Here is a 22490-nt window from a genome sequence, read left to right on the forward strand (position 1 = left end):
TGGAACATCGACGATGTCGATGTTCCACGTTGCATTTCGGGACAGAACGGACAGCCGCTGGCGCGAAACTGAGCCGAGTGGCTGCCCGGGAGGATTCGGCTACTTCGCTCAAAATCGCTCTCACAGAACCACAAACCTATATATCGCTTTATCGACATATTGACTTGTCGGGCTGTTTGCGTCTTTGGCAATCCGTTGCGTCGTCAAGCCGGACCTCGCGGACGCGGGGCATGATCGGGGTCTGTCGTTGACTCCGAGTGACCTCAGATCGGTCGGTCGCTCCGGTTGCGCGGATCCATGATGTCGACGATCCGTCGCAGGTCCTCCATCGAGGCGAACTCGACGGTGATCTTCCCCTTCGACTTGCCCAGGTCGACCTTCACCCGGGTCTCGAAGCGGTCAGAGAGTCGCTCGCCGAGATCCTCCAGGCCGGGAGCAGTTGGCTTGCGCCGCGTGGTGCGGGAACGGCCACCGAGGTCACCCACGGCCACGATCTCCTCGAGGCCACGCACCGAGATGCCCTCGGCAACCGCACGCTGGGCGAGGCGGTCCTGGACCTCTGGGTCCTCCACCGACAGCAGCGAGCGGGCGTGGCCGGCAGAGAGCACACCGGCCGCAACCCGGCGTTGGACGGCCGGCGAGAGCTTGAGCAGGCGCAACGTGTTGGAGATCTGCGGGCGAGAGCGGCCGATCCGCTGCGCGAGCTCCTCGTGCGTGCACCCGAAGTCCTCGAGGAGCTGGCCGTAGGCGGACGCTTCCTCCAGCGGGTTCAGCTCGGAGCGGTGCAGGTTCTCCAGGAGGGCGTCCCGGAGCATGTCGTTGTCCTCGGTCTGCCGAACGATCGCCGGGATCTCCGTCAGGCCCGCCTCTTGGGAAGCCCGCCAACGCCGCTCACCCATGATCAGTTCATAGGCGGCCTCGCCGTCCACGTCCTCGTCCAGTCGACGTACGACCACGGGCTGCAGGAGCCCGATCTCGCGAATCGAGTGCACCAGCTCCGCCATTGCCTCTTCTTCGAAGACGTGGCGGGGCTGACGCGCGTTCGGGGTGATGCTGGTGATCGGGAGCTCGGCGAAGTAGGCCCCGGCGACGAGCTCCTCAGGAGCCTCGCCACCCCCGGCGGCGCTGTCCGTCGGGCTCGCGGTCGTCCCAGAGGCGCTGCTGGAGCCCACATTGTGGCTCCGGGAGGCATCCACCGAGAACGAGGTGCCACCGAAGGTGCGTGCGTCGACCTCCGTGCCGCCTGTTTCACGTGAAACCTCGCCATTGGCGGCTTCGTGTGAGCTCGGCGGGGGAGTCTGGGGCTCGGTGGGGATCAGGGCGCCCAGACCCCGGCCAAGACCGCGACGCTGCTTCTTCTGGTTCATGCCTTGATTCCCCTCGTGGCGATCTCGCGTGCAGCCTCCAAATAGCTGAGCGCACCCGGTGAGACGGGATCGTAGGTGATTACCGTCTGCCCGTAGGAGGGGGCCTCGGAAACACGCACAGAACGCGGGATGGACGTCTTCAGGACCGTGTCACCGAAGTGCTCGCGAACCTCGTCCGCGACACCGGCAGCGAGCCGGGTGCGAGCGTCGTACATCGTGATCAGGATGGTGGAGACGGTGAGCCGGCTGTTCAGGTGCTGCTTGACCATGTCGACGGTCTCGAGGAGCTGGCCGAGGCCCTCCAGCGCGTAGTACTCCGCCTGGATCGGGATCAGCATCTCCTCGCCGGCCACCAGAGCGTTCAGGGTGAGCAGTCCGAGGCTCGGGGGGCAGTCGATGAGCACGTAGTCGAATCGATCCTCACCGACGTCAGCGAGGCTTCCGACCAGTGGGTGACCGTGGATAGCCTTGTGCAGGCGGCTTTCGCGGGCAACCACGGAGACGAGCTCGATCTCGGCGCCGGCCAGGTCGATCGTGGCGGGAACCACCCACAGGTTCGCCAGTTCCTCGCTCTCGGTGGCGACCTCGGCCAGCGTCGAGCCATCGACGAGCATGTCGTAGGTCGAGGGCACCCCGCGGTGATGGTCGACGGCGAGAGCGGTGGACGCGTTGCCCTGGGGGTCGAGGTCGATGACCAGGACTCGTTGCCCGAGCTGGCCCAGAGCGGCGGCCAGGTTGACCGTGGTGGTGGTCTTGCCGACCCCGCCCTTCTGGTTGGCCACGACCATCACCCGGGTGCGATCCGGGCGCTGCATCCCGTCCGTGCGCAAGGCCTGGCTCCGGGCACGCACCGAGTGCTCCACCGCGCGAGCGAGCGGGGTGGTGTCGTCCTGGAAACTCTGACTCCGTTCGGCCAGATCAGCCGCCGTTCGTACGACGTACCCCGTGTCGTTCGTCGACGTTTCACGTGAAACCACGGATGCCTCTTCCTGTGGACAAACTGCCCGAACCTGTGGATGACCACGCTCAGCGAGCGCATTTCGTCGGTGGAAAACTCTGTTCAGGAACGGCGTCGGGGCTTGGCCTTGCGACCCGTTCCACGCTTCGAGGATGATGAACGATCCCGAGCGCCCAAAACTACCTGTGCCGGGTCGGCCCATGCCACCCGGACCGCATAAGTGTGTGGATCAACGATGCCGACTCCGAGGTCCAGCATCTCCGGAGCGGCACACTTCAACGTGCGCAGCACCCCGGCGGCCTCGGTGATCTCATCCGCCACCGAGCTGCCCTTCATCGCGACCAAGGCGCCTTCGGGTCGGACCAATGGCATCGACCAACCGAGCAGGCGACCCAGGGGAGCGACCGCTCGCGAGGTCACCGTGTCGAACCAGCGCTCGCCGTGGAGAGCATCGGCCCGTCCGCGGACGACCTCGACATTGTCGAGCTCGAACTCCTCCACTACCTCGGAGAGATAGGTGGTCCGTCGCAATAACGGCTCGACCAGGGTGATCTGGAGGTCGGGGCGCGCGATGGCGAGGACCAGGCCGGGCAGGCCGGCACCGCTTCCGATGTCACAGACGCTGACACCCTCGTCGATCGCCTCACCCAGGACCGCGCAGTTGAGCAGGTGGCGTTCCCACAGTCGAGGCACCTCACGAGGGCCGATCAGTCCGCGGACCACACCGTCGGTGGCCAACGAGGCAGCGTAGGCCTCGATCAGGGGGAGTCGTGCAGACGGAAACACCCCCCGCGCAGACTCCGGCGTCGCCGGCAGCGCAGGGGGTGTTTCACGTGAAACCATGATCAGTCCATCAGCCCGGGAGTACGACGACGAAGCGACGCGGCTCGGCGCCTTCCGACTCCGACTGGCAGCCACCGGCGGCGACTGCGTCGTGGACCACCTTGCGCTCGAAAGGCGACATCGGGTCGAGGCGGACCGGCTCGCCGGTCTCCTTGACCCTGGCCACCGTCTCCTCGGCCAGCTTGACCAAGGAGGTCTTCTGGTCCGCGCGGTAACCACCGATGTCGAGCATCATCCGCGAGCGCTCGCCGGTCTCGCGGTAGACGGCGAGGCGGGTCAGCTCCTGCAGAGCGTCGAGCACCTCACCCTTGGGGCCGACCAGCTGGGAGAGGTCGGCACCGACGATGGAGACCGCGGCGCGGTCACCCTCGACGTCCATGTCCAGGTCGCCATCGAGGTCGGCGATGTCGAGGAGCTCCTCGAGATAGTCGGCAGCGATGTCGCCCTCGTTCTCCAGGCGCTCGACCCGCGACGGACGCGACTCGTTCTCGATGGAAACGGGCGCGGTCTCGTCGATCTCTTCAGTGACCTGGCTGATTTCGTCGCTCACGTGTGCAAACTCCTTGTGCGGTGGTTAGGTCAGGAACGCTTCTTCGGCGGGTTCTTCTTGGTTCCGCCGGAGCGTTGGCTACGGGGCTGCTTCTTCGGCTGGACGCGCGGGATCGGCTTGATCTCCTCGGCCTGCGCCGCTGCTTCTTCCGCAGCCAGGTCAGCCTCGGAGACGCCGCCCTTGCGCAGGGCCTTGGCCTTCTCGCGGTCTTCCTTGGCCTTGGCGGCAGGAGTGCCCGGAACGGGGTTGTTGCGGATGACGTAGAACTGCTGGCCCATGGTCCACAGGTTGGAGACGGTCCAGTAGATGAGGACGCCGATCGGGAAGGCGATACCACCGACGGCGAAGACGACCGGGAGGACATAGAGCAGCATCTTCTGCTGCTGGGCGTACTGCCCGGTGAGGGCCGAGGCCGGCATGTTCTTGGTCATCAGCTGACGCTGGGTGAAGAACGTCGTGACGAGCATGCAGACCACGAAGAACAGCGCCATCATCTGGATGCCACGGTCACCGTCGGCACCCAGGAACGTGCCCGCGAGGTCGACACCGAAGAGCTGGGAGTCACCGAACTGGCGAGCCATGGTCTCGTCGAGGATGCCGTGGGCCTTGCCCTTCTTCGCCGCCTGGTCGAGCAGGCGGAAGAGGGCCAGGAAGATCGGCATCTGCAGCAGGATCGGCAGACAGGAGGCGAACGGGTTGGTGCCCGACTCCTTGTAGAGAGCCATCGTCTCCTGAGCGAGGCGCTCACGGTCGTGGCCGTACTTCTTCTGCAGTTCCTTCACCTTGGGCTGCAGGAGCTGCATGTTGCGCGAGGACTTGATCTGCTTCACGAACAGCGGGATCAGCAGCGCACGGATGACCACCGTGAGTCCTACGATCGACAGCGCCCAGGTGGCACCGGAGGCCGGGTCCATGAACGTGCTGAAGAGCTTGTGGAAGCCGACCAGCACGACGGAGATCGCGTAGTACAGCGGCACCATGATGAAGTGGCCGATATCGCCGAGGAAGGACACTCAGGCTCCTTGGGAAGGGGCTGGAACTGCAGGACTGGGCTTGTTCTCGTGCTGAACCTTGGGTGGGACCTTGTCCACGCCGCCGGCGGCCCATGGGTGACAGCGTGCCAGACGACGAACAGCCAGCCACGAGCCCTTGATGCTGCCGTGGACGGTGACTGCCTCGAGCGCGTAGGCCGAACAGCTGGGGTAGTAGCGGCAGACCTGACCGTAGAGCGGGCTGATCACGGCCCGATAGGCCTTGAGCAGGGCGATCAAGACATATTTCACCGGAGTGCTCCGGCGCCCGCAGGGCTGGACAGGCGGTTGGGGAGGACCTTGGACAGGCACTGGTCCAGATCAGCAGCCAGCTGGGGCCCCGAGGCGCCACCGGAAGCCGGAGTCGCCCGGACCACGAGCACACCACTGGCCGGGAGCAGCTCAAGCCGTTCCCGGACCAGGTGACGAAGACGCCGCTTCACCCTGTTGCGCGTGACCGCGTTGCCGACTGCCTTGCTCACCACGAATCCGACTCGAACGGGATGCTCGACCCCCTCCGGCGCCCACAGGTGAGCGACGAGGGTTCGGGATCCGCCACGGCGGCCCTTGCGGGAGGCCGAGCGGAAGTCAGGGCCGCTGGTGAGGCGGTGCTCCCGTGGCAGCACGTCCGCGCGGAATCAGCAGCGGGGCTCAGACAGCGAGCTTGCTGCGACCCTTGCGGCGACGGCCGTTGAGAATGGCGCGGCCGGCGCGGGTGCGCATGCGCAGGCGGAAACCGTGCACCTTGTGACGGCGGCGGTTGTTCGGCTGGTAGGTACGCTTGCTCACGACTAAAACTCCCCTAAAGGACTGTGCAACGGAAAAAATCGGGTTCATCTCGGTAAACACGGGCACCGGTGCCCTGGTGGGCGGCCCACGGTGCAGCGCAGGTTCGGCTGGCACCGCCCAGCCACGCGCACAACTCCCTGCTGACTGATCAGGGAAGGGCGAGCGTGGACATGCGGCACCGGTCGACACCGGGGTGACCAAGTCACGGTACGCGCTGGGCAAGAACAGGGTCAAACCCACCAAGGCCGAACCTGTGGATGACGGCTTGATCGAGGGCCCTCCGGCGGGTTAGGTTCGCCCGTGTTCGGTCCCTTTTTGGGGGCACTTCATGCACAGGTCGACCCCCTTCGTGACGTGTGTCACAGAACCGGTCTTTGTGCCCCTGACCTGCACGAACACCATGCACCAACTCTGGTCCCGACAGCTTCGGACCGGTTAATCCACAGCGAGTGAGCGTGGTTCACAGCCTGTGGAAAAGAATGTGGACAACTTTTTGGCGTGACCAAGGCGACTGCCTACTTTCGCCAGCAATGTGAAGAAACGGGTGGAACAGGTGCAGGACAACGAGGACGCGTCGAAGAACACGCCGACCCTGGAGCACGTGTGGCGCGCCCTGATCGAGGATCTGCCTCCGAACCAGAACGCCTGGCTGCGCTCGAGTGAGCCGGTGACCCTGCACGAGCAGACCGCGATCATCGCGGTGCCGAACGAGTTCACCCGCCTGCAGCTGGAGGGCCGGCTGCGGACCCGGCTCGAGGACTCGCTCACCGAGGCCCTGGGCCACCGGGTGCGCATCGCGGTCACCGTGGACACCCAGCTCGACGACGGCGTCTCCGACATGCCCGTCCCGGACCGGATCTCACAGGACCGGATCGACCGGGACCAGCTGGGCCGTGACGATGCCCGCGACCCGGCCCGCGACGGTGCTCTCGACCATGCCCGCCCCGACCTCTCCGGCGAGGGCACGGTGCACAGCGCAGACTTCGGACGATCAAGCAATGAATCGTCAAGTGGTCATGTCGACATGTCGACAAATCACCACCGCTCCAACGAACAGCCGTCCGCCCTGGAGACCAGGCTCAATCCGAAGTACACCTTCGAGACCTTCGTCATCGGCTCCTCCAACCGTTTCCCGCACGCGGCCGCCGTCGCCGTGGCCGAGGCGCCGGGCAAGGCCTACAACCCGCTGCTGGTCTATGGAGACTCCGGGCTGGGCAAGACCCACCTGCTGCACGCGATCGGCCACTACGTGCGCTCGCTCTACCGCGGGGCGAAGGTCCGCTACGTCTCCAGCGAAGAGTTCACCAACGAGTTCATCAACGCGATCAAGGACAAGCGGCCCGAGACGTTCCAGCGCCGCTATCGCGAGGTCGACGTACTGCTGATCGACGACATCCAGTTCCTCGAGGGCAAGACGCAGACGCAGGAGGAGTTCTTCCACACCTTCAACGCGCTGCACAACGCCAACAAGCAGATCGTGCTCACCTCCGACCGCGCCCCCAAGCGACTCGAAGCTCTCGAGGACCGGCTGCGCAGCCGATTCGAGTGGGGCCTGATCACCGACGTCCAGCCGCCCGACCTCGAGACCCGGATCGCGATCCTGCGTAAGAAGGCCGCGATGGAGCGGATGACCGCTCCGCCCGAGGTGCTCGAGTTCATCGCCTCGAAGATCCAGACCAACATCCGTGAACTCGAGGGCGCCCTGATCCGCGTCACCGCGTTCGCGAGCCTGAACCGTCAGGAGGTCGACCTGACCCTGGCCGAGATCGTGCTCAAGGACCTGATCCCCGAGGGCGGCGAGCCGGAGATCACCGCGGCCTCGATCATCGCCCAGACCGCCGCCTACTTCGGCGTCAGCATCGAGGACCTGACCGGGCCGAGCCGCGGGCGTCACCTGGTCAACGGTCGACAGATCGCGATGTACCTGTGCCGCGAGCTCACCGACCTCTCGCTTCCGAAGATCGGCGCCCAGTTCGGCAACCGCGACCACACCACCGTGATGTACGCCGACCGCAAGATGAAGCAGCTGCTCGCCGAGCGCCGATCGGTCTTCAACCAGGTCACCGAGCTGACGAACCGGATCAAGATGCAGGCTCGCCAGGGCTGAGTGGAACGCCACGATTTCTTGTCATCCGTCTGTGGACAACTCGGGTTCGGACCTCCGAATTACAAATGAATGACTTGTGGACGGGCACGTGGAACCGCCGTACGGCCGTCTCGGAGTGCACACGGCCTCGTTGTGATTCCACACTGAGTGCACAGGGCCTGTGTGCGACGCCGCGCCTGCTGACCAGCCACAACAGGACTTCTCCACAATTTCCACCGAGCCGATGACAACTATGGAACCTCTACATGGATCGATTGCCCGTGAACTTCCAACTGGCTGCTTGGCTGGGGACAACTCGAGATCAGTGGGTCCGAAGCAGGGTCCGGACCGAGGCCCCTGCCGGCGAACAGCGAATGACAAGTTCAGGGGTCCGCTGCCACATCGACCGTCCGCATGGCAGGATGCACATCCCTAGTCATGTCACGAAGCACGGACATGCCTGACCAGACATGTCGTGAACCGGAGGCACAAGAAACGTGAAGTTCCTCGTCGAGCGCAACGCTCTCGCCGACGCCGTTGCCTGGGCCGCGCGCAGTCTGCCGGTCCGACCCAGCGTCCCGGTTCTTGCCGGCCTGTTGATCGAGGCCAGCCATGAGGGCCTCGTGCTCTCCACCTTCGACTACGAGACCTCGGCCCGCGCGACCCTCAAGGCCGACGTGGCCGAAGAGGGCACCGCACTGGTCAGCGGTCGGTTGCTGGCAGACATCTGCCGGAGCCTGCCGAACAAGCCGGTCGAGATGACCATCGACGGCAACCGGGTGTCGCTGACCTGTGGCTCTGCCCGGTTCAGCCTCCAGGTGATGCCGGTCGAGGACTACCCCTCGCTGCCCGACATGCCCAGCGCCACCGGCACCGTGCCGAGCACCGCCTTCGCCCACGCGGTGTCCCAGGCGGTCACCGCGGCCGGTCGCGACGACATGCTCCCGGTGCTGACCGGTGTCCGTATCGAGATCGATGGCTCGGTGATCAGCCTGCTGGCCACCGACCGCTTCCGGCTCTCGCTCCGCGAGCTCGAGTGGTCCCCCAGGACTCCCGACGAGTCGGTCGCCGCACTCGTTCCGGCCAAGGTCCTCGCAGACACCGCCAAGTCGCTCACCTCGGGTGGCGAGGTCACCATCGCGCTGTCGGCCAGCGGTTCCGGCGACGGCATCATCGGCTTCGAGGGCGTCGGAGAGGGCGGCGTACGCCGAACCACCACCCGACTCCTGGACGGCGAGTTCCCCAAGGTCCGCAGCCTGTTCCCCAGCGAGCACCAGACCACCGCGACGGTGGACCGCGAAGAGCTGGTCGAGGCAGTCAAGCGCGTTGCCCTGGTCGCCGAGCGCAACACCGCCGTACAGCTCGCCTTCAGCGAAGGCGTGCTCACCCTGGACGCCGGTTCGGGTGACGAGGCGCAGGCCAGCGAGTCGATCGAGGCCGCCATCGACGGTGAGGACCTGACCACGGGCTTCAACCCGCAGTTCCTCCTCGACGGCCTCGGGGCACTGGACAGCAAGACGGTCGAGCTCGCCTTCACCCAGGCCTCCAAGCCCGTGGTGATGAGCAGCGTGGCCGAGGACGGCACCAGCGGCGACTTCCGCTACCTGTTGATGCCGCGCCGCCTGCTGTCCTGACCCTGATGGTCTGACCCGGCTGATCTGACTGGTCGCTCGCGCACTGCCCACCCGGATGGTTGAGTAGGAGTCACGCGTCCGGCCGCAGGATCTCCACGGCCGTGAACCTGAGAATGCGAGGAGCAGCCATGGACATCGGACTCATCGGCCTGGGCAAGATGGGCGGCAACATGCGCGAGCGCCTGCGCCGCGCCGGGCACGCCGTGGTCGGCTACGACCGCAACCCCGACGTCAGCGACGTCGCCTCGCTCGAAGAGCTGGTCGAGAAGCTGCCCAGCCCCAAGGTCGTGTGGGTGATGGTGCCGGCCGGTGACCCGACCCGCGAGACCGTCGAGGCACTCAGCGACCTGCTCGGCGCCGGGGACGTGGTCGTCGACGGCGGCAACTCGCGCTGGACCGATGACCTGATCCACGCCGAGCTGCTGGAGAAGAAGCAGATCGGCTATGTCGACTGCGGTGTCTCCGGCGGCGTGTGGGGCCTGGAGAACGGCTATGCGCTGATGTACGGCGGCTCGGCCGAGGACGTCGCGAAGGTCCAGCCGGCTTTCGTCGCGCTCAAGCCCGAGGCCACCGACCTGGGCGACTTCGGTGCGGTGCACGCCGGGAAGGTCGGCGCCGGCCACTTCTCCAAGATGGTCCACAACGGCATCGAGTACGCGATCATGCAGTCCTACGCCGAGGGCTGGGAGCTGCTGGAGAAGGTCGACCTGGTCGACAACGTGACCGAGGTCTTCCGCTCCTGGCGCGAAGGCACCGTGATCCGCTCGTGGCTGCTCGACCTCCTGGTCGCCGCGCTGGACGAGACCCCGAACCTGGAGGGCATCGCCGGTTATGCCGACGACTCCGGTGAGGGTCGTTGGACGGTCGAGGCCGGCATCGAGAACGCGGTCGCGACCCCGGCGATCACCGCCGCGCTCTTCGCCCGCTTCGTCTCCCGCCAGGACGACTCCCCCGCGATGAAGGCCGTTGCCGCGATGCGCAACCAGTTCGGCGGCCACGCGATGAAGACCGAGCCGCCTGCCGGCGGGGACGTCGCGCCGGACTGAGGCAGGACCGTTGCACGTCTCGCACCTCTCCCTGCACGACTTCCGGTCCTATGCGGCAGTCGATGTTGCCCTGCAACCGGGGGTCTGCGCCTTCATCGGGCGCAACGGTCAGGGCAAGACCAACCTGGTCGAGGCCATCGACTACCTCTCCCGGCTGGCCAGCCACCGGGTGGCCAGTGACGCCCCGATGATCCGGGCCGGCCGCGACCAGGCTGTGGTCCGTGCGGCGGTGGTGCGCGACGGCCGGACCGCCATCCTCGAGGTCGAGATGAACGCCGGCAAGGCCAACCGTGCGCGGATCAACCGCTCCCCGCTGCCCCGGGCCCGAGAGATCATCGGCCTGATCCGCACGGTGGTCTTCTCCCCCGAGGACCTGACCCTGGTCAAGGGCGACCCGTCGGACCGGCGCAAGTTCCTCGACGACCTGATGATCCTGCGTACGCCGCGCCTGGCCGGGGTCCGCTCCGACTACGACCGGATCATCAAGCAGCGCAACTCACTGCTCAAGACCGCGCAGAAGGCGAAGTTCCGTCCCGGCGGTGGCGGCGACGCCCTCGACGGTGCGCTGTCCACCCTGGCGGTGTGGGACGAGCACCTGGCCAAGACCGGCGCCGAGCTCCTGGTCGAGCGGATCCGCCTGGTCGAGGCGCTGCGCCCCTATCTCGGCAAGGCCTACGAGACGGTCGCACGCGGAGCCAGCCGCGACGATGCCGACATCGAGTACAAGCCCTCCCTCGACCTGGGTGGCGTGCTCGTCGAGCGCGAGCCGATCGAGGGCACCCTGCTGGCCGAGATCGAACGCCGGCGCAGGGACGAGGTCGACCGCGGGGTCTCCCTGGTCGGGCCGCACCGTGACGAGCTGCTGCTCACGCTGGGGAACGGCGACGTACGCCTGCCGGTGAAGGGTTATGCCTCCCACGGTGAGTCGTGGTCGTTCGCGCTGGCGATGAAGCTGGCCTCCTACGACCTGTTGCGCAGCGACGGCGACGACCCGATCCTGATCCTCGACGACGTCTTCGCCGAGCTCGACACCCAGCGCCGCGAGCAGCTGGCCGAGCTGGTCGCCGGCGCCGAGCAGGTGCTGGTGACGGCCGCGGTTCCCGAGGACGTCCCTGCGGCGCTGGCCGGGCAGCGGTACGACGTGGCCGACGGGGAGGTGACCAGGCATGAGTGAGCCGGAGGATCCAGATCTTGAGGGTCCGGCGCTCGAGGACCAGGAGCCTGAGTCCGAAGCCCCCGACGAGGCTGTGGACTTCTGGGCCGACCCCAACCATGACGACACCGGCCTCGACCTGGCCCGCTCCATCGCCAAGGCCACCGCGAGCTCGTCGCTGAACGCCCCGCGCCGCAAGCCCGGTCGCAAGCGCGCGCCCCAGGGGCACGGCGGACGGCCGAAGAAGTCCGGTGCCCATCCCGACGAGCGCGACCCGCAGACCCTCGACATCACCCTCGGCCGGCTGGTGACCGACCACGGCTGGGCCCTCGACCTCAAGGTGCACGGCGTCTTCGGCCGCTGGCCCGAGATCGTCGGCGAGGAGGTCGCCCAGCACTGCACCCCGATCACGTTCGACGACGGCAAGCTGAGCGTCCAGACCGACTCGACCGCGTGGGCGACGCAGCTGCGCCTGCTCGCGCCGACCGTCGTACGCCGTCTCAACGAGGAGCTCGGGCACGGATCGGTGACGGTGATCGAGGTGATCGGTCCCAACCTGCCGACCTGGAAGAAGGGCCGGTTCCGCACCCGCGGTGGGCAGGGTCCGCGCGACACCTACGGGTGAGCTGTGTGCGAGCGATGTGCCGGTGGAGCTCACCCCTACCAAGCCGCTGAAATGCCGCTCGGAGGGCTCCCGAGACGTACCGGGACACATCCGCACCCCTGCGAGGCGCTCCTCGGAGGCCTGTGAGGGCTCTCAGGGGCAGATTTATCCACAGATCCTCCCCATATCGGGGTCCGGAGCGTGTCTACGTCCCTTCTGACGGGTAACATGTCCCCTTGGGTCGCATGCTCCCGACATGTCGGTGAAAGCGACCCTCTCCATGTCTCCAGTGACAGCCCTTGCAGAACAGAAGAGGTAGGCGTGCCGGACAACGACGAGGTCGAGACCACCCAGGCCCAGGAATCAGCCCCCAAGGCTCCCCAGGCATCGAGTGGGCAGGTCTCCCACGACTCGGTCAACACCGCACCCGACGAGGGTTCGACGTACGACGCCTCCGCGATCACCGTGCTCGAGGGCCTCGAGGCAGTGCGCAAGCGCCCGGGCATGTACATCGGCTCGACAGGTGAGCGCGGACTGCACCACCTGATCTGGGAGATCGTGGACAACGCGGTCGACGAGTCGCTGGCCGGCTACTGCGACCGGATCGTGCTGACCCTGCAGGCCGACGGCGGCATCCGCGTCGACGACAACGGTCGAGGCATCCCCACCGACACCGCGCCCGGCCAGGAGATGCCGGCGGCGACGATGGCGCTGACCATGCTGCACGCCGGTGGAAAGTTCGGCGGCGGCGGCTACAAGGTCTCCGGTGGTCTGCACGGCGTCGGTGTCTCGGTGGTGAACGCGCTCTCGACCCGCCTGGTGCTGCACGTGAAGAACCGCGGCCGGCTGTGGGAGCAGAGCTTCCAGCTCGGCGTCCCCGACTTCGACCTGCGCGAGGTGCGCGAGCTCGCCGACGACGAGGGCACCGGCACCACGGTCACCTACTACGCCTCGGAGGACATCTTCGAGACCACCGACTACTCGCTCGAGACGATCACCAACCGCATCCGCGAGATGGCCTTCCTCAACAAGGGCCTCGAGATGGTGGTGCGCGACGAGCGTCCCTCCGCCGACGACCTGGCCGAGGCCGTTGCCGACGAGACCGTCGCCGGCGACGTGGACCAGGCCGGCGCCGACGCGATCAAGCCGGTCGCCGAGGGCGGCATCGAGCAGGTCTTCAAATATGACAAGGGCCTGGTCGACTATGTCGAGCACCTCAACCGTCGCAAGGACAAGGCCAACCCGTCGGTCATCTCGTTCGAGGCTGACTCGGCCAACAACGGCACCCACATGTCGCTCGAGCTGGCGATGCAGTGGAACACGTCGTACACCGAGTCGGTGCACACCTTCGCCAACAACATCAACACCCACGAGGGCGGCACGCACGAGGAGGGTTTCCGTGCGGCGCTGACCACGTTGGTCAACCACTGGGGCGAGGAGTGGGGCCTGATCAAGAAGAAGGAGGATCGGGTCTCGGGTGACGACATCCGCGAGGGCCTGACCGCCATCATCTCGATCAAGCTCGGCGAGCCCCAGTTCGAGGGCCAGACCAAGACCAAGCTGGGCAACACCGAGGCCAAGGGGTTCGTGCAGCGCACGGTCAACGAGGAGCTCGGCGCCTGGCTCGAGGAGAACCCGCAAGAGGGTCGCGACATCATCCGCAAGGCGCAGGCTGCGGCCTCGGCGCGGATCGCGGCCCGCAAGGCCCGCGACCTGGCCCGCAACCGCAAGGGCCTGCTCGGCGGCGGTGGCCTGCCGGGCAAGCTGGCCGACTGCCAGTCGACCAACCCCGCCGAGTGCGAGGTCTTCATCGTCGAGGGTGACTCCGCAGGCGGTTCGGCCAAGCAGGGCCGCGACCCGAGGATCCAGGCGATCCTGCCGATCCGCGGAAAGATCCTGAACGTGGAGAAGGCCCGCATCGACAAGGTGCTGGGCAACCAGGAGGTCCAGGCGATCATCTCCGCCCTGGGCACCGGGATCCTCCAGGAGGAGTTCAACCTTGAGAAGCTCCGCTATCACAAGATCGTGCTGATGGCCGACGCCGACGTCGATGGCCACCACATCAACACCCTGCTGCTCACGCTGCTCTTCCGGTTCATGAAGCCGCTGATCGAGCAGGGCTACGTCTACATGGCGCAACCGCCGCTCTACCGGCTGCGCTGGAACAAGCCCGCCGAGCACGAGTTCGTCTATTCCGACTCCGAGCGTGACGCGCTGATGAAGGCGGGCCTGGAGGCAGGCAAGAAGCTTCCCAAGGAGAACCCGGTCCAGCGCTACAAGGGTCTCGGTGAGATGAACGCGGACGAGTTGTGGGAGACCACGATGGACCCCGACCAGCGGCTGATGCTGCAGGTCACCCTCGACGATGCGGCCCAGGCCGACGAGATCTTCTCGATCCTGATGGGTGAGGACGTGGAGCAGCGTCGCTCGTTCATCCAGCGCAACGCCAAGGACGTGCGATTCCTCGATATCTAGGTTTCTAAGACCAGACCTAGATATCCATAGACGCACTGAGAGAGACGAAGACACGTGACTGAGACACCCATCCACGGCGGCGGCAACGACAACGGCCGGATCCAGCCGATCGAGCTGCAGACCTCCATGCAGCGCTCCTACATCGACTATGCGATGGCGGTCATCGTCGGCCGGGCGCTGCCCGACGTACGCGATGGCTTGAAGCCGGTGCACCGCCGAGTGCTCTATGCAATGTATGACGGCGGCTACCGGCCCGACCGCGGCTTCAGCAAGTGCTCGCGCGTCGTCGGCGACGTGATGGGTCAATATCACCCGCACGGCGACTCGGCGATCTATGACACCTTGGTCCGCCTCGCCCAGCCCTGGGTGATGCGCGCGCCGCTGATCCTCGGCCAGGGCAACTTCGGCTCGCCGGGCAACGACCCCGCGGCCGCGATGCGTTACACCGAGTGCAAGATGGCGCCGCTGGCCATGGAGATGGTCCGCGACATCGACGAGGAGACCGTCGACTTCCAGCCGAACTACGACGGCCGTTCCTCCGAGCCGACGATCCTGCCGGCCCGGTTCCCGAACCTGCTCGTCAACGGCTCGGCCGGTATCGCGGTCGGTATGGCGACCAGCATCCCGCCGCACAACCTGGTCGAGGTTGCCGACGGCGCCAAGTGGGCGCTCGAGCACCCAGACGCGACCCGCGAGGAGCTGCAGGACGCGCTGATCGAGCGGATCAAGGGCCCCGACTTCCCCAACGGCGCGCTGATCGTCGGCCGCCAGGGCATCGAGCAGGCCTATCGCACCGGTCGCGGCTCGGTCACCCAGCGCGCGGTGATCGAGATCGACGAGGACAACAAGGGTCGGACCTGCTTGGTCATCAAGGAACTTCCCTACATGGTCAACCCGGACAACCTGGCGCTGAAGATCGCCGAGCTGGCCGACTCCGGCAAGGTCCAGGGCATCTCCGACGTACGCGACGACACCTCCTCGCGCACCGGACAGTCCCTGGTCGTCGTGCTGCGTCGCGACGCGGTCGCGCGCGTCGTGCTCAACAACCTGCTCAAGCACACCGAGCTGCAGACCAACTTCAGCGCCAACATGCTGGCCCTGGTCGACGGGGTGCCGCGCACCCTGACCATCGACCAGTTCATCTCCAACTGGGTCACCCACCAGATCGAGGTCATCCAGCGACGGACCCGCTACCGGCTGCGCAAGGCCGAGGAGCAGGCCCACATCTACCGCGGCCTGGTCAAGGCGCTCGACGCGCTGGACGAGGTGATCGCGTTGATCCGTCGTTCGCCGGACGTCGACGAGGCGCGCACCGGGCTGATGAACCTGCTCGAGATCGACGAGCTCCAAGCCCAGGCCATCCTCGACATGCAGCTGCGTCGCCTGGCCGCCCTCGAGCGCCAGAAGATCATGGACCGCTTGGCCGAGCTCGAGCGCGTGATCGCGGACCTCGAGGACATCCTGGCCAACGAGGCACGCCAGCGCTCGATCATCATCGAGGAGCTCGGCGACATCGTCGAGAGCTATGGCACCGCGCGTCGTTCGCAGATCATCGCGGCCGACGGCGACCTCTCGATGGAGGACCTGATCCCCGACGAGGAGCTGGTCGTCTCGATCACCCGCGGTGGCTATGCCAAGCGGACCCGTGCCGACCAGTACCGGACCCAGAAGCGCGGCGGCAAGGGCGTGCGTGGCGCGACCCTGCGCGGCGACGACGTGGTCGAGCACTTCATCGCGACCACCAACCACCACTGGCTGCTCTTCTTCACCACGGCCGGCCGGGTCTACCGGACCAAGGCCTACAACCTGCCCGAGGCGTTGCGCGACGCGAAGGGTGGTCACGTCGCCGGGCTGCTGAGCTTCCAGCCGGACGAGTCGATCGCCCAGGTGCTGGCGATCCGCGACTACGAGCAGGCTCCCTATCTGGTCCTGGCGACGAGAGCGGGTCTGGTCAAGAAGACTCGACTGGCCGACTACAACAGCCCGCGCCAGGCCGGCGTCATCGCGATCAACTTCCGCAACGACGACGACGAGTTGATCGGTGCCGAGCTGGTCAACAGCGAGGACCACATCCTGCTCGTCTCCCGCAAGGGCCAGGCCGTGCGCTTCCAGGCCGACGACGGCCAGTTGCGTCCGATGGGTCGCGCGACGGGTGGTGTGACCGGCATGAAGTTCCGTGACGGTGACTCGCTGCTGTCGATGTCGGTGATCCGGGCGGCACAGGTCGAGGCGGAGGCCGAGGCCGGGATGGACGAGGACTCCGCGGCTGCTGCTGAAGCGGTCGAGGCGGCGGAGGCTGCCGCGGCGACCGAGCCGGCGTCGTACTTCGGTGTGCATCCGCAGTATGTCTTCACGATCACCGACGGTGGTTATGCCAAGCGGACTCGGATCACCGAATACCGCACCCAGTCGCGTGGCGGCATCGGCATCAAGGCGATGAACCTCGGCAATGAGGACCGCGGGGTGCTGGTCGGTGCCTTCATCGTGGAGGAGGGCGATGAGATCCTGTGCATCACCGCCAGTGGTCAGGTCGTGCGCTCCCCGATCAACGAGAACTTCCGCTCCACCGGGCGTTCGACCCAGGGTGTGAAGTTCGTGTCGCCGAAGAAGAACGACTCGGTCGTGGTGGTGGCTCGCTCGGTCGAGGCCCGCGACGAGGAGGAGGCGACGGAATCGGTCGAGGACGCCGCACTGGTCGAGGGTGCAACAATCGACGAGTCCGGGCAGGTGGTCGACCAGGTTGACCAGGTCGATGAGGCACCCGCCGAGACTGTCACTGACGAGGAGGGCGACGCCTGATGACCGAAGGCCCGCGCGCGAACCCCCGACCCCCCGCCCAGGGACCGGCACAGCCCGGCCAGCACGCGCAGGGCAGTCGTGCCGTGCCGTCGGCGGACTCCGAGGACACGAAGACCCGGCTCCGTCCGGCAACTCAGGCAGGTGCGGGTTCAGCATCATCGGAGCCGAGCGTCGGCGCGAAGATCAGCGGCGCCTTCGCCTCGGCGAAGGACCAGATGCGGGCCAACGCCAACCCGGACTCGAAGAAGGCCGCCGATGTGGCCGCCAAGTCCTCGGGTGGACGGCGTCCGCGCCGCGCTCGTCTGCGGCTGACCCGGATTGACCCTTGGTCGGTGATGAAGGCGGCGTTCCTGCTCTCGGTCGCGCTCGGCATCGTCACCATCGTCGCGGTCACCATCGTGTGGGGCGTGCTCGGCATGGCCGGCGTGTGGGAGTCCATCAACACGATGGTCCAGGACGTCGTCGGTGGTGAGGAGACCGCAGACTTCAACGTCGAGGACTATCTCGGCATGTCGCGGGTCCTTGGCTTCACGATGCTGGTCGCGGTGGTCGACGTCGTACTGCTGACGGCGATGGCCACTCTGGGTGCGTTCCTCTACAACATGGCAGCCGCGCTGCTCGGCGGCGTCGAGCTGACGCTGGCCGAGGACGAGAGCTGATCAGCCCCCGTTTTGGAACCGCCCCGTCACGTGGGGTAATCTCCCGTGTCGGTTCACCCCTCGGGTGACCGTGCTTTACGGGCCTATAGCTCAGACGGTTAGAGCGCTTCCCTGATAAGGAAGAGGTCACAGGTTCAAGTCCTGTTAGGCCCACCCCAGTTTCTGCACCGCAACGAAGGGGCAACCCCGTGAAGAAGATCGTCCTCGTTCTGCTCGCCGTCGCCGGCGCTGTCGTCGCGAAGAAGAAGGTCGAAGAGTCCAAGCACGAGCAGGCTCTCTGGGCCTCCGCCACGGACAAGGTCTGATCCACTCCCTGATCGGTTCTCGAACCGGTCGCCAGGGGCCTTAGCTCAGCTGGTAGAGCGCTGCCTTTGCAAGGCAGATGTCAGGAGTTCGAATCTCCTAGGCTCCACAGAATGAAACCGCAGGGGTGACCTGCGGTTTCTTGCATTTCATCAGTCCACGCGATCTCTGCCAATGCAACCCACTGGCGCTGAGTGAGGATCAGCGGTCGAGTGCGAGGCTAAGGCGATCCAAGTGCGCGTCTGCTTCGTCGACGCCCATCGCGGCGGAATCCGCCTGACAGTGACCGATCATTCTCTTCAGACGCAGCTTGTCCTTGAGGCTCAGCGGCGATGTGCGAAAGTCGCGGGCAGCTACCAATGAGGCCAGGACTACGAAGTCGACGCAGTGCCGTGAGGCTGTGCCTGGTGACGAAACGGTCGGGGCGCCGCCGATGCCGTGGCGGGACGCGGCGCGTTCGCCGATCCCCTCGGGAATCAGAACGTCAACCTGGGCGAGGCCGCGACGCCATCGGTGCTGATGCCCCTCACCGCTGGTATCGGCAGTGAATCCGAGGTCGACGAGCGCCGCTGTGAACCGTGTGAGCATCAGGGGATCGGCGCGGATGTTGACGACCGCGTCGGCATCTGTCGTGGGTCGAGTCGGGTAGGCGCCGCGCTCGGCACAGTGCAGGTGGACAAGCTGCCCGCCGACAAGTGCCCAGTTTTCGGGGAGCTTCGCGTACAACGCCATGATCGCGTGCCAGGAGGCAGCCTGTGCCTTGTCCATTGCGGGTAGGACGATCGGATCGTTCACCGGCTGCCCCCCTTGTCGCTGCTCGGTCGCTCGTACGACGGCTCGGAGAGCTCACGCAGCACGTCGACGGCGCGGTGGAGCTCGCGCGGTCCGTCGTGCTGTGCCAAGTCGGCAGCAAGGAGCAGCTTCCGGGCGCGATTGCCGAGCCGCCGTGGTTGCGCGTCGGGAGGGACGATGTGGAGGAAGACGTTGGCGCGGTCCTCGTCGACGTCTCGCAAGAGGTATTCCTGCATGACGTCGTCGAGATCATCGATCGACATGTAGCCCTCGACCACGTCGCCAGCAGTGAGGCCGGAGTCGGGATGTGAAAGCCCCGAGAGCAGGATGCGGTGATCCTCACGCAGGTCGGGAAGATCGGGAGCCGCGGCCCGGTAGCAGCGCCGGTTGGCGCGATTGCGCAGAGCAGTGGACAGCAGCCTGCCCACCTCGCGCGGATCGTCGATGTCGTACGCGGCGCTCAGCAGGCTCCGGAGGCGAGCTCGGGCTCGGGAGCGGTCGGGAGCAGAGAGATCCTGGAGGAGGTCGGAGTCACCGGCGGCCACGGCGATCAGCGCCCATCCAGATCTCTCCGACAGCGGTCGTCCGGGCGCGCGGGAGCCAGCGATGCGGTGCAGGTGCTTCTCGTCGATGACCCACCGACTGCCGATGCGTTCGGCAGGGAGCGACCCGTCCTGAATGCGCTGGTGCACGCGTTGAGGGCCGACGCCCAACTGTGCGGCGGCTTCCGCGACACTGATGCGGGCCATTGTTGGATTCCTCGCGGTTGATCAAAGGTTACGGCAATACTAGGTGAATCTCCAGGGTTTAAGCAATCCATTGTCACCGGGAACTGCCAAGATGCGCGGATGAGCCTTGCGATTGCGACGTGCCAGCCCACCGCCTCCGCCGATCCTCGCGCCAATGGTGCTGAGGTGCGGCGCATGTTGCGAGAGTCCGCAGCGTCGGGAGCGCGACTTGCCCATTTCCCTGAAGGCTTTCTGTCCGGATATGCCCTGGAGAACGTGGCCGCCTGGGAGGACGTCGACTGGGCCGCCGTACGCGACGAACTCGAGCAGGTTGCCGCCCTCGCTGGCGAGCTCGGGATCTGGGTGGTTCTCGGTTCTGCTCACCCGCTGACCCCGCCGCATTGGCCGCACAACAGCCTCTACGTCATCTCCGACGAGGGGAAGCTCATCGACCGCTACGACAAACGCAAGTGCTCGAGCACAGAGGTCACCCGGTTCTATACGCCAGGCTTTGAGTCGGTGGTCTTCGACGTTGACGGCTTCCGCTTCGGGCTGGCGATCTGCATCGAGATCAACTTTCCAGACGTCTTTGCCGACTACGGCCAGCTTGGAGTCGACTGCCTGCTGCTCTCGGCGTACCCGGTCGACTCGATCTTCGAGACCAAGGCCCGCGCCTATGCCGCGATCCACAACTACTGGGTGAGTCTGTCCGTGCCTGCGCAGAGCACGCATCTGTTCCACTCCGGACTCATCGGGCCGCATGGCGAGGTGATGGCCGACGTCGGCGGCCAATCCGGGCTGGTGGTCGGGACGCTGGACCGAGAAGACCCCGCACTCCGCGTCGCGCTCGACCTTGCCAAACCTTGGCGGGCGACGGCGCGCGCCGGCGACATCTATGAGGAGCGCCGCGTCATCGACGAGCGCAGCCGAGTGCGCAACCAGTTCTAAGGCGGATCTACCATCGAAGGGCTGTTGGCGGACATGACGAGGAGACCTGGCGACGTGCTGCTCCACTGCGGACGCGAAGATGGTCGCGGTCAGGAAAGCAGTGTCCAGTGCCCTTCTGACACAACCTCGAGGGCACCGTCGACCACCGCGATGGCCGTCTGGTCGTCGATGGCATAGGCAGGCCCGGAAATGCGGGCGGCCCACTCCTCCGCCTCGGCCATGGAGTTGCCCGGCGCACCGTCGGGTGCCAGGTGGGGGCAGATCGAGAAGTCGACCAATCCAAGCGTGGAATCGTCACCGTTGGGTGGTCGCCACTGGATGAAGTCTTCCCCGACCTCGGGAGTCATCACCATGCTTCCGGCGCTCAGGCCCACCCACACCGTGTCGCTGAGCGTTGGAATCAGGTCGACGAGTCCGGACTCCCGCATCCAGTGGCACAGGAAGAGGACGTCGCCGCCCGCCGCAAGCAGGACGTCGGTCTCCTGGACGAGCGGGACCCAACGGTCCTCGTCGAGGCTGGGCAGTGCGGTGAGCTCGAGGACTCCCATCGACTTCCAGCCCAGGTCGACCATCGGATTCTCCGCCGTGCCGCTGATGAACTGCCAGGCTCGTTGCCCCGGTCCGACCGCTGGGTGCCCATACATCGCGGTGGGGATGCACAGGGCGCTGGCGTCCTCGATCGGCTTGCCCAGCAGCTCGATCAGCGTCTCGCGGATGCTGGAGTTGGTGACGCCGCCGGACGTGAGAAGTAGTTTCATGCTGTCCTCCTGGAGTCAGCTGGCGTTGAGGAACGCCTGGAACCGTTCCTCGAGGAGCAAGGGATCCGGACGTTCTGTACGCCGTTCTGGCAGCACCATCAGTTGCTGGCCGTGGAACTCCTGAATGCCATGTCGAAGCATCGGACCGTCGACTTCCTGGAGCACGTCGGCATTGATTCGAACTTCATAGCTCGGCGTGATTCCGAGGATCTTCCGGTCATAGGCAGCGTGGTGCATCTTGCAGAGCGTGAGGCCGTTGGTGACAACGGGGCGCCCACCCGCGCCGTCCTCATGGATGTGGGCCGCGTCGAGGAGCTCACTGTGGCGGAAGGAGCAGACGGCGCACGCGGTTCTGTAGGCCCGAAGGACGGCTGCGCGGAACGGACGCTGGTGCAATCGGAGCTTGGTCAATTGCTGGCGGTACGCCGGGTCCAGCTCGAGGTCGACGGATGGCCACGTGATGTCAGGTTGGGGGACCGCGTCGATGTCCACGACGAATTGAAGGTCGGATCGTTCCTCGGCCACCAGATAGATCGGATAGAGAGCGCTGTATCCGCCGCCTTGGACGCCCAGCCACCAGATCAGCGGGAGGCGTTCGGCCATTGCCTGGTGCAGGGCCCGATTCTGATAGTGGTTCGGATCGTCGCCCCGCATCTTGTAGCGATAGAACCCATCCAAGCCCACTGCATCGTCATAGGGACGGTTGGATCCTTCTGGACGATAGACGGTTCGAATGGCCAGGGCAGCCCGGAGCTGTCCTGGCTTCCAGATCCCTTGCTGGGTCGGCATAAGCCTGAATGTTTCGCCACCCAGAGTGAGGTTGCTGGTGTCCTCTTGGGTGAACGTCTCCTTGCCTGCGGCGCGTTGCTTGTCCAGCCACGCAAAGGCGGCGTGCCTGATCGCCAGCTCGCGGAGACGCTCGGTGGGAGTCACACAAGGATCATTGCAGGATGCGTGGGCGGCCGTG

Annotated in this window: 22 protein-coding genes and 2 tRNA genes; 12 read left to right on the forward strand and 12 right to left on the reverse strand. The window is 66.2% G+C overall.

The window, feature by feature from the left end:
- Positions 1–263: 263 nt before the first annotated feature.
- The 8 genes from BJ980_RS11685 to rpmH form a co-directional block, all read right to left on the reverse strand.
- The gene (locus BJ980_RS11685) at positions 264–1367 is read right to left on the reverse strand and encodes a ParB/RepB/Spo0J family partition protein (protein WP_179502448.1); all 1104 of its coding nucleotides are present in this window, start codon (positions 1365–1367) and stop codon (positions 264–266) included.
- Complete coding sequence (locus BJ980_RS11690) at positions 1364–2344, reverse strand: ParA family protein (RefSeq protein ID WP_343047794.1); 981 nt, start codon at positions 2342–2344, stop codon at positions 1364–1366. Before BJ980_RS11690 ends, BJ980_RS11685 begins: the two co-directional genes overlap by 4 nt.
- Before the next feature lie 83 nt (positions 2345–2427).
- Positions 2428–3168 (reverse strand): 16S rRNA (guanine(527)-N(7))-methyltransferase RsmG, encoded by a 741-nt coding sequence (gene rsmG / locus BJ980_RS11695; protein WP_179502450.1) that lies wholly within the window; start codon positions 3166–3168, stop codon positions 2428–2430.
- A gap of 10 nt (positions 3169–3178) precedes the next feature.
- Positions 3179–3685, reverse strand: coding sequence for a Jag family protein (locus BJ980_RS11700; protein WP_425490360.1), 507 nt, complete (start codon positions 3683–3685; stop codon positions 3179–3181).
- 62 nt (positions 3686–3747) lie between these two features.
- On the reverse strand, positions 3748–4698 hold the full coding sequence (gene yidC / locus BJ980_RS11705) for a membrane protein insertase YidC (RefSeq protein WP_218855835.1): 951 nt from the start codon (positions 4696–4698) through the stop codon (positions 3748–3750).
- A 33-nt stretch (positions 4699–4731) separates the two neighbouring features.
- Positions 4732–5001, reverse strand: coding sequence for a membrane protein insertion efficiency factor YidD (gene yidD, locus BJ980_RS11710; protein WP_179502453.1), 270 nt, complete (start codon positions 4999–5001; stop codon positions 4732–4734).
- On the reverse strand, positions 4998–5375 hold the full coding sequence (rnpA, locus tag BJ980_RS11715) for a ribonuclease P protein component (RefSeq protein WP_179502454.1): 378 nt from the start codon (positions 5373–5375) through the stop codon (positions 4998–5000). The genes yidD and rnpA overlap by 4 nt, the downstream gene beginning before the upstream one ends.
- Before the next feature lie 25 nt (positions 5376–5400).
- Positions 5401–5538 (reverse strand): 50S ribosomal protein L34, encoded by a 138-nt coding sequence (gene rpmH, locus BJ980_RS11720; RefSeq protein ID WP_179502455.1) that lies wholly within the window; start codon positions 5536–5538, stop codon positions 5401–5403.
- A 544-nt stretch (positions 5539–6082) separates the two neighbouring features.
- Here rpmH and dnaA point away from each other — a divergent pair.
- The 11 genes from dnaA to BJ980_RS11770 all read left to right on the forward strand — a co-directional run bounded on the left by dnaA (position 6083) and on the right by BJ980_RS11770 (position 18406).
- Positions 6083–7645 carry a chromosomal replication initiator protein DnaA gene (gene dnaA, locus BJ980_RS11725; RefSeq protein ID WP_179502456.1) on the forward strand — a complete coding sequence of 521 codons (1563 nt, stop codon included), beginning with the start codon at positions 6083–6085 and terminating at the stop codon, positions 7643–7645.
- A gap of 476 nt (positions 7646–8121) precedes the next feature.
- On the forward strand, positions 8122–9258 hold the full coding sequence (gene dnaN / locus BJ980_RS11730; protein ID WP_179502457.1) for a DNA polymerase III subunit beta: 1137 nt from the start codon (positions 8122–8124) through the stop codon (positions 9256–9258).
- A 128-nt stretch (positions 9259–9386) separates the two neighbouring features.
- Entirely contained in the window at positions 9387–10304 is a 918-nt protein-coding gene (gene gnd, locus BJ980_RS11735; RefSeq protein ID WP_179502458.1) for a phosphogluconate dehydrogenase (NAD(+)-dependent, decarboxylating), read from the forward strand.
- A 10-nt stretch (positions 10305–10314) separates the two neighbouring features.
- Positions 10315–11478, forward strand: coding sequence for a DNA replication/repair protein RecF (recF, locus tag BJ980_RS11740; RefSeq protein ID WP_179502459.1), 1164 nt, complete (start codon positions 10315–10317; stop codon positions 11476–11478).
- The gene (locus BJ980_RS11745; protein ID WP_179502460.1) at positions 11471–12082 is read left to right on the forward strand and encodes a DciA family protein; all 612 of its coding nucleotides are present in this window, start codon (positions 11471–11473) and stop codon (positions 12080–12082) included. Before recF ends, BJ980_RS11745 begins: the two co-directional genes overlap by 8 nt.
- Before the next feature lie 300 nt (positions 12083–12382).
- On the forward strand, positions 12383–14536 hold the full coding sequence (gyrB, locus tag BJ980_RS11750; protein WP_179502461.1) for a DNA topoisomerase (ATP-hydrolyzing) subunit B: 2154 nt from the start codon (positions 12383–12385) through the stop codon (positions 14534–14536).
- 54 nt (positions 14537–14590) lie between these two features.
- On the forward strand, positions 14591–17335 hold the full coding sequence (gene gyrA / locus BJ980_RS11755) for a DNA gyrase subunit A (protein WP_179502462.1): 2745 nt from the start codon (positions 14591–14593) through the stop codon (positions 17333–17335).
- On the forward strand, positions 17335–17994 hold the full coding sequence (locus BJ980_RS11760) for a DUF3566 domain-containing protein (protein WP_179502463.1): 660 nt from the start codon (positions 17335–17337) through the stop codon (positions 17992–17994). The genes gyrA and BJ980_RS11760 overlap by 1 nt, the downstream gene beginning before the upstream one ends.
- Before the next feature lie 79 nt (positions 17995–18073).
- Positions 18074–18147 (forward strand) — tRNA-Ile (locus tag BJ980_RS11765).
- Positions 18148–18182: 35 nt separating this feature from the next.
- A complete protein-coding gene (locus BJ980_RS18715) occupies positions 18183–18299 on the forward strand; it encodes a DLW-39 family protein (RefSeq protein WP_218855492.1) in 117 nt (38 codons plus the stop codon).
- 34 nt (positions 18300–18333) lie between these two features.
- Positions 18334–18406 (forward strand) — tRNA-Ala (locus tag BJ980_RS11770).
- Positions 18407–18498: 92 nt separating this feature from the next.
- Here the strand turns inward: BJ980_RS11770 and BJ980_RS11775 are convergent.
- Together BJ980_RS11775 and BJ980_RS11780 are read right to left on the reverse strand one after the other, a co-directional pair.
- On the reverse strand, positions 18499–19092 hold the full coding sequence (locus BJ980_RS11775; protein WP_179502464.1) for a hypothetical protein: 594 nt from the start codon (positions 19090–19092) through the stop codon (positions 18499–18501).
- Positions 19089–19838, reverse strand: coding sequence for a helix-turn-helix domain-containing protein (locus BJ980_RS11780; RefSeq protein ID WP_179502465.1), 750 nt, complete (start codon positions 19836–19838; stop codon positions 19089–19091). The genes BJ980_RS11775 and BJ980_RS11780 overlap by 4 nt, the downstream gene beginning before the upstream one ends.
- 99 nt (positions 19839–19937) lie before the next feature.
- Here BJ980_RS11780 and BJ980_RS11785 point away from each other — a divergent pair, with 99 nt between their 5' ends.
- A complete protein-coding gene (locus BJ980_RS11785) occupies positions 19938–20765 on the forward strand; it encodes a carbon-nitrogen hydrolase family protein (protein WP_179502466.1) in 828 nt (275 codons plus the stop codon).
- Positions 20766–20854: 89 nt separating this feature from the next.
- On the opposite strand, the gene BJ980_RS11790 is transcribed toward BJ980_RS11785, so the two are convergent.
- Complete coding sequence (locus BJ980_RS11790) at positions 20855–21523, reverse strand: Type 1 glutamine amidotransferase-like domain-containing protein (RefSeq protein WP_179502467.1); 669 nt, start codon at positions 21521–21523, stop codon at positions 20855–20857.
- Positions 21524–21538: 15 nt separating this feature from the next.
- The gene (locus BJ980_RS11795) at positions 21539–22456 is read right to left on the reverse strand and encodes an HNH endonuclease (RefSeq protein ID WP_218855493.1); all 918 of its coding nucleotides are present in this window, start codon (positions 22454–22456) and stop codon (positions 21539–21541) included.
- Positions 22457–22490 lie beyond the last annotated feature (34 nt).

The organism is Nocardioides daedukensis (assembly GCF_013408415.1).
GTDB classification, from domain to species: domain Bacteria; phylum Actinomycetota; class Actinomycetes; order Propionibacteriales; family Nocardioidaceae; genus Nocardioides; species Nocardioides daedukensis.

Bases quoted from the DNA above. Each gene is read 5' to 3' on its own strand.
- BJ980_RS11685 (WP_179502448.1), bottom strand. From the start codon at position 1,367: ATGAACCAGAAGAAGCAGCGTCGCGGTCTTGGCCGGGGTCTGGGCGCC.
- rsmG (WP_179502450.1), bottom strand. From the start codon at position 3,168: ATGGTTTCACGTGAAACACCCCCTGCGCTGCCGGCGACGCCGGAGTCT.
- yidC (WP_218855835.1), bottom strand. From the start codon at position 4,698: ATGGTGCCGCTGTACTACGCGATCTCCGTCGTGCTGGTCGGCTTCCAC.
- gnd (WP_179502458.1), top strand. From the start codon at position 9,387: ATGGACATCGGACTCATCGGCCTGGGCAAGATGGGCGGCAACATGCGC.
- BJ980_RS11745 (WP_179502460.1), top strand. From the start codon at position 11,471: ATGAGTGAGCCGGAGGATCCAGATCTTGAGGGTCCGGCGCTCGAGGAC.
- BJ980_RS11760 (WP_179502463.1), top strand. From the start codon at position 17,335: ATGACCGAAGGCCCGCGCGCGAACCCCCGACCCCCCGCCCAGGGACCG.
- BJ980_RS11780 (WP_179502465.1), bottom strand. From the start codon at position 19,838: ATGGCCCGCATCAGTGTCGCGGAAGCCGCCGCACAGTTGGGCGTCGGC.
- BJ980_RS11785 (WP_179502466.1), top strand. From the start codon at position 19,938: ATGAGCCTTGCGATTGCGACGTGCCAGCCCACCGCCTCCGCCGATCCT.
- BJ980_RS11790 (WP_179502467.1), bottom strand. From the start codon at position 21,523: ATGAAACTACTTCTCACGTCCGGCGGCGTCACCAACTCCAGCATCCGC.